The 4,166-nt window shown below is 72.1% G+C and carries 3 protein-coding genes; all 3 read left to right on the plus strand.

Annotation, left to right across the window (positions count from 1 at the left end; translation table 11 throughout):
• A partial coding sequence (locus tag NQ160_RS19725; protein ID WP_257516809.1) for a carboxyl transferase domain-containing protein occupies positions 1–1,059 on the plus strand: 1,059 nt, incomplete at its 5' end.
• A 1-nt stretch (position 1,060) separates the two neighbouring features.
• Complete coding sequence (locus tag NQ160_RS19730; protein WP_257516810.1) at positions 1,061–3,052, plus strand: ATP-binding protein; 1,992 nt, start codon at positions 1,061–1,063, stop codon at positions 3,050–3,052.
• The coding region (locus NQ160_RS19735; RefSeq protein WP_257516811.1) for an acyl-CoA dehydrogenase family protein at positions 3,049–4,166 on the plus strand (1,118 nt) is incomplete at its 3' end. The genes NQ160_RS19730 and NQ160_RS19735, both read left to right, overlap by 4 nt.

Consider the following 4,166-nt stretch of genomic DNA (forward strand, 5'->3'; position numbering starts at 1 on the left):
GTGATGGGCTCCTGCACGGCAGGCGGCGCCTATGTGCCGGCGATGAGCGACGAGACGGTGATCGTGCGAGGGCAGGGCACGATCTTCCTCGGCGGTCCGCCGCTGGTCAAAGCCGCGATCGGCGAGGTCGTCACCGCCGAGGAGCTCGGCGGCGGCGAGCTGCACGCCCGGCGCTCCGGGGTCGTCGACCACCTCGCCGACGACGACGAGCACGCACTCGAGATCATGCGCGACATCGTGCTGACACTGCCGCAGCCTGCGCCGCCGGCGTGGCAGGTGCACGAGCCGGCCGATGCCGCGGCCCCCGCCGACGAGCTGTACGACCTCGTACCCGTGGACGTGAACGTGCCGTACGATCCCCACGCGGTCATCGACCGCCTCGTCGACGCCGGCAGCGTGCACGAGTTCAAGCGGGAGTACGGCACGACGCTGGTCACCGCGTTCGCCCGCATCCACGGTCATCCGGTCGGCATCCTCGCCAACAACGGGGTGCTCTTCGGCGAATCGGCCCTCAAGGGCGCTCACTTCATCGAACTGTGCGATCAGCGTGGCATCCCGCTGCTGTTCCTGCAGAACATCTCCGGGTTCATGGTCGGCCGTGACGCGGAGGCCGCCGGAATCGCCAAGGACGGTGCCAAGATGGTCACCGCCGTCGCCACGACGCGGGTGCCCAAGCTCACCGTCGTGGTCGGCGGATCGTTCGGCGCCGGCAACTACTCGATGTGCGGCCGGGCATATTCGCCCCGGTTCCTGTGGAGCTGGCCGGGCAGCCGCATCTCGGTCATGGGCGGTGCTCAGGCGGCGTCGGTGCTGTCGACGGTGAAGGGCGACCAGCTCGCGGCCCGCGGCGAGGACTGGTCGGCCGAAGAGCGCTCCGCCTTCGAAGCCCCCGTGCACGCCCAGTTCGAGACGCAGGGCGACCCCTACTACGCCACGGCGCGCCTCTGGGACGACGGGGTGATCGACCCGGTCGACACCCGCGATGTGCTCGGCCTCGCCCTGGACGTCATCTCCCGGGCACCCCTCCCCGCCCCCGGCTTCGGCCTCTTCCGGATGTGACATGACCGCGCCCCTCTTCGACACCGTGCTCGTCGCCAACCGCGGCGAGATCGCCCGGCGCGTCATCCGGACGCTCCGCCGCCTCGGCATCCGCTCTGTCGCCGTCTACAGCGACGCCGATGCCGAAGCGCCGCACGTGCGCGAAGCCGACGTCGCCGTGCGGCTCGGGCCCGCACCGGCCTCGCAGTCCTACCTCGACATCGACGCCGTGATCACCGCCGCTCGCCACAGCGGCGCGCAGGCGGTGCATCCGGGCTACGGGTTCCTCTCCGAGAACGCCGCGTTCGCGCGCGCGTGCGAAGCCGCCGGCATCGTGTTCGTCGGGCCCGCACCGCACGCGCTCGACGTCATGGGCGACAAGATCCGCTCCAAGGAGCACGTCGCCGCCCACGGCGTGCCGGTCGTGCCCGGGTTCAGTGCCGCAGGCATGACGGATGCCGCCATCCTCGCGGCGGCCGACACCCACGGATTCCCGCTGCTGGTCAAGCCCTCCGCCGGCGGCGGGGGCAAGGGCATGCAGATCGTGCGGGAGCCTGCGGATCTTCCCGATGCGCTCGCCGCCGCGCGTCGGGTCGCGGCGAGCGCGTTCGGCGACGACACGCTGCTGCTCGAGCGGCTCGTCGAGCGCCCTCGCCACATCGAGGTGCAGGTGCTCGCCGACGCGCACGGCACCGTCGTGCACCTCGGCGAGCGCGAGTGCTCGCTGCAGCGGCGCCACCAGAAGGTGATCGAAGAGGCTCCCTCGCCCGCTGTCGACGAAACGACCCGTCGACGGCTCGGCGAAGCGGCTTGCCGGGCGGCGGCGAGCGTCGGCTACCTCGGGGCGGGAACGGTGGAGTTCCTCATGGCCGCCGACCGTCCGGACGAGTTCTTCTTCATCGAGATGAACACGCGGCTGCAAGTGGAGCACCCCGTGACGGAGCTCGTCACCGGCGTAGACCTCGTGGCCGAGCAGCTGCGGGCGGCGGCGGGTCTGCCGCTGGGGTTCGCGCAGCAGGATGTGCGGATCGAGGGCCATGCGATCGAGGCACGCGTGTACGCCGAGAGCCCCGCCCGCGGATTCCTCCCCGCCACCGGCGAGGTGATCGCCTGGCGGGTGCCGCAGGGCGTGCGTGTGGACGGCGCCGTGGAGACCGGGAGCGTCGTGACGAGCCACTACGACCCCATGATCGCCAAGGTGATCGCCCACGGTGCCGATCGGCCAGAGGCGCTTGCGCTCTTGGACGCGGCGCTCGCCGATACGGTCGTGCTGGGGGTGGACACGAACATCGCCTTCCTGCGTGCGCTGCTCGCCGAACCCGCCGTGCAGGACGGGCGCCTGGACACCCACATCATCGACGCCTTGCCTCCGCTGTCGGCGCCCGAACCGTCGGCAGACGCGCTCGCCGCGGCCGCCGCGAGTGGGGGCGGTGCCGCACCGCAGTCACCGCCGTCACCGCAGTCACCGCAGTCACCGCAGTCACCGCAGTCACCATGGGGGCGCACCGACGGCTGGCGGCTCGGCGGCGGCCGGGCGCCCCGCCACGCGCGCTTCGAGACCGAGTCCGGTTCGGTGGTCGCGGCATCAGTGCCCGACGCAGCCGACGCGTCCGACGTTCCACTCGGCGCGACGGTCGCGCGAGACGGCGATGGCGATGTGTGGGTGCACCTGGCCGGGGCGACCCATCGGCTGCGGTCCGTGACCCGTCGCGACGCCTCCGAGCGCAGTCGCACGGCCCGCACCCGCGTCGACGCGGCGGCGGCGCCGCACGTGCGGGCGCCCCTGCCGGGGACCGTCGTGGCCGTGCACGCTCAGGACGGCGACCGGGTGGCATCCGGATCTCGCTTGGCCACCATCGAGGCCATGAAGATGGAGCACACCGTGACGGCGCCCCACGACGGCGCTCTGCGGATGCTCGTCGGCGTCGGCGCGCAGGTGCGCCGCGACGAGGTGCTCGCCGAGGTGCACCAGGACCCCGAGGACCACGACGACCCCCAGGAGGAGACCCCATGACCGGACCCGTCGACCTGAGCTCGTACGCGCTGGAGGATGACGAGATCGAGCTGGCACGCATGGTGCGCGCCTTCGCCGACGAGGTCGTCGCCCCGGTGGCGTACGAGGCCGACCGCACGCACACCCTCCCCATGGACGTCGTCGCCCAGATGGGCGACATGGGGCTGTTCGGGCTGCCCTTCCCCGAGGAGGTCGGCGGGCAGGGCGGCACCTACCTCGCCCTCGGGCTGGCGATCGAGGCGCTCGCGCGCGTGGACCAGTCGATCGCGATCACCCTCGAGGCGGGCGTGAGCCTCGGCGCCATGCCGGTGTTCCGCTTCGGCACCGACGCGCAGCGAGCCGAGCTGCTGCCCGACCTCTTGGCTGGCCGCGCGCTGGCGGGTTTCGGGCTCACCGAGCCCGAGGCGGGGTCGGATGCCGGCGCCACCCGCACCACCGCCCGGCGCGACGGCGGTGAGTGGGTGATCGACGGCAGCAAGCAGTTCATCACCAACTCGGGCACGTCCATCACCCGGTTCGTCACCGTCACCGCCGTCACCGGACGCCGCGGCGATCGTCCCGAGATCTCCACGATCATGGTGCCCAGCGGCACGCCCGGGTTCACCGTCGGGCCGGCCTATGACAAAGCCGGCTGGCGCGCGTCCGACACGCATCCGCTGACCTTCGCCGAGTGCCGCGTGCCCGAGGAGAATCTGCTGGGCGAAGAGGGGCGGGGATTCGCGAACTTCCTCCACATCCTCGATGAGGGGCGCATCGCGATCGCAGCGCTTGCGACCGGAGCGGCAGAGGGATGCCTGGAGGCGGCGCTGGACTACGCCGCGACGCGACAGGTGTTCGGGGCGGCGCTGTCGACCCGTCAAGGCATTCAGTTCACCCTCGCCCGCATGCAGGCCCGCGTGCACACGGCGCGGCTGGCGTGGGTGCGGGCCGCGCACCTGCGCGATGCGGGGCGCCCGTTCAAGACCGAGGCCGCCATCGCGAAGCTCGTCTCGGGTGAGGCGGCGATGGACAACGCCCGCGACGCCACGCAGATCTTCGGCGGCAACGGGTTCATGAACGAGTACCCCGTGGCCCGCCACTACCGCGACAGCAAGATCCTCGAGATCGGGGAGGG

Source organism: Microbacterium sp. zg.Y909, assembly GCF_024626565.1.